Annotated in this window: 4 protein-coding genes; 2 read left to right on the forward strand and 2 right to left on the reverse strand. The window is 33.2% G+C overall.

Features of this window, described 5'->3' with window-relative positions; translation table 11 throughout:
• Nucleotides 1-49 precede the first annotated feature (49 nt).
• Nucleotides 50-526: a ribonuclease HI gene (rnhA, locus tag PHC28_RS18255; RefSeq protein ID WP_056243976.1), complete on the reverse strand. Its 477-nt coding sequence runs from the start codon at nucleotides 524-526 to the stop codon at nucleotides 50-52.
• Nucleotides 527-673: 147 nt separating this feature from the next.
• A complete protein-coding gene (gene purN / locus PHC28_RS18260) occupies nucleotides 674-1237 on the reverse strand; it encodes a phosphoribosylglycinamide formyltransferase (protein ID WP_300103899.1) in 564 nt (187 codons plus the stop codon).
• Nucleotides 1238-1412: 175 nt separating this feature from the next.
• Between purN and PHC28_RS18265 the strand changes: the two genes are divergently transcribed.
• Entirely contained in the window at nucleotides 1413-1649 is a 237-nt protein-coding gene (locus PHC28_RS18265; protein WP_007137004.1) for an acyl carrier protein, read from the forward strand.
• A 244-nt stretch (nucleotides 1650-1893) separates the two neighbouring features.
• Nucleotides 1894-2519 (forward strand): beta-ketoacyl synthase N-terminal-like domain-containing protein (locus tag PHC28_RS18270; protein ID WP_300103901.1); only part of this gene is annotated, 626 nt, incomplete at its 3' end.

The raw sequence follows: 2519 nt of genomic DNA on the forward strand, positions 1-2519 counted from the left end.
ATAACGAGAAAACGCGTCGGAAACAATTGTTTTTTGACGCGTTATTTTTTTATGATTTTGAGCCGATGGTTTCGTAATAAACATCAACCGAAAGGTTTTTTTGCATTGAGGCCATAACAGCCAATTCGTCGCAACGTTCGTTTTGAGGATGATTGTTGTGACCTTTAATCCATTTAAAATCGACCTGATGTTTGCGGTAAATAATTAAAAACCGTTTCCATAAATCAGGATTTTTTTTGCCGGTGTAGTTCTTTTTCTCCCAGCCAAAAACCCATTTTTTTACTACAGAATCAATTACATATTTAGAATCTGAAACCACCAAAACTTTCATATTGGGATTTTTTAGTTTTTCAAGACCTACAATTACCGCCAAAAGTTCCATTCTGTTATTGGTAGTCAAACGGAAACCTTCGTAGAATTCTTTTTTATGAGGCGTTCCCACCAATTCCATCACTACGCCATATCCTCCATTTCCAGGATTTCCTTTTGCAGCGCCATCAGTATATATATGTACTTCGTGATTCATTTTCTTTAGACTTCTTAGATTTTAGATTTTTAGACTTCTTAGATTTTTTGTTTTTTGGACTTCCTAGAATTTGATATTGCGGACTTCTTGGATTTTAATTTTAAATAATCAAAATCTAAGAAGTCTTATGTCTAAGAAATCTAAAATCTAATCCTCCAATAATCTTGAAATAATTTCCGGAAAATACTTTTGTTCCAGTTCATGGATCTTTTCGGCCACAGTTTCTGGCGTATCATCATCTGTTAGGGCTACGTTTTTCTGGAAAATAATACCACCTTCATCATAATGTTCGTTTACATAATGAATGGAAATTCCGGTTTCTTTCTCCTTATTATTCACTATAGCGCGGTGTATGTGCATGCCGTACATTCCTTTACCTCCGTAATTTGGTAAAAGTGCCGGATGTATGTTGATTATTTTATTAGGATATTTCTCGATTATATGATCCGGGAATTTCAATAAGAAACCTGCCAGAACTATCATATCCGGGTCGATTTCTTGTATTTTTTGTAAGAGGTTACTTTCTAAAAGTTCGCTTTTTGAGAAGATTTCGGTTGGAATTTGATGATTTTTTGCTCTTTCGATGACTTTTGCCGCAGCATTATTTGTAAAAACAGAAACGACTTTGGCAATTTTGGTTTTTGCAAAATATTTTATGATGTTTTCAGCATTAGTCCCTGATCCTGAGGCAAAAACAATAATTTTTTTCATAATTGAATATAATTTGAGAATGCAAAAAACGGAATAAAAATCGAAAATAAATAGTATTAAAAAAGCTTTCATGAAATTAATTTTATAAATTAGTGTTACATTTATAAACTAAATCGTGGTTTTAAAATAAAGTTTTTTATTTTTGCCAACAAATTAAATTCTAAAATTAAAGATTATGTCAGACATTGCATCAAGAGTAAAAGCGATTATCGTAGACAAATTAGGTGTTGACGAAAACGAAGTTGTAACAGAAGCAAGCTTCACTAATGATTTGGGAGCTGACTCATTAGACACTGTTGAGCTTATTATGGAATTCGAAAAAGAATTTGATATTCAAATTCCAGACGATCAAGCAGAAAACATTGCTACTGTTGGTCAAGCTATTTCTTATATCGAAGAAGCTAAAAAATAATAATACTGCACCCGAATTTTTTTAAAATTCCAACTTTGAATACCCAAATTCCAAAATTGGGATTTGTTTTTTAAAAAATTGGAATTTTAAGAAAATCGGGTGTTATTATTTTTTTTAAAATTTAAATTTCGATTGATTTTCAATCAAAAAGATATATTTATATTGTAATACCCATGGCTCTTAAGTAAACATTACAGTTAAGAAAGCATGGGTTTTATTTGTTTAAAGTACAAAATACATATTTATGACGTTAAAGCGAGTTGTTGTAACAGGATTAGGTGCCCTTACTCCGATCGGGAATAATATTCAGGATTATTGGGAGGCACTTGTGAATGGGGTTAGCGGAGCCGCTCCTATCACATATTATGATACAGAGAAGCATAAAACGAAATTTGCCTGTGAAGTAAAAAACTTCAATATTGAAGATTACATGGATCGCAAGGAATCTCGTAGATTAGATAAATTCGCTCAATATGCTGTTGCTGCAAGTGATGAAGCTATTAAAGATGCCGGACTTACTGATGATAATATCGACAAAACAAGAGTGGGTGTTATCTGGGGAGCCGGAATTGGGGGTTTAGAGACTTTTCAGGATGAAGTTATTTATTATGCAAAAGGAGACGGAACACCAAAATTCAATCCGTTTTTTATTCCTAAAATGATTGCCGATATTGCTCCAGCACACATTTCGATGCGTAATGGCTATATGGGACCAAATTATACTACTGTTTCTGCATGTGCATCTTCTGCAAATGCATTAATCGATGCTTTCAACTACATTCGTTTAGGAATGTGTGATGTAATTGTATCAGGTGGTTCAGAAGCTGCCATTACTATTGCAGGTATGGGAGGTTTTAACTCTATGCACGC

The organism is Flavobacterium sp. (assembly GCF_028712645.1).
In the GTDB taxonomy this organism is placed as follows: domain Bacteria; phylum Bacteroidota; class Bacteroidia; order Flavobacteriales; family Flavobacteriaceae; genus Flavobacterium.

What these genes read in the sequence shown, in the direction of transcription:
- rnhA (WP_056243976.1), bottom strand. Translation starts at nt 526, where the DNA reads ATGAATCACGAAGTACATATATATACTGATGGCGCTGCAAAAGGAAAT.
- purN (WP_300103899.1), bottom strand. Translation starts at nt 1,237, where the DNA reads ATGAAAAAAATTATTGTTTTTGCCTCAGGATCAGGGACTAATGCTGAA.
- PHC28_RS18265 (WP_007137004.1), top strand. Translation starts at nt 1,413, where the DNA reads ATGTCAGACATTGCATCAAGAGTAAAAGCGATTATCGTAGACAAATTA.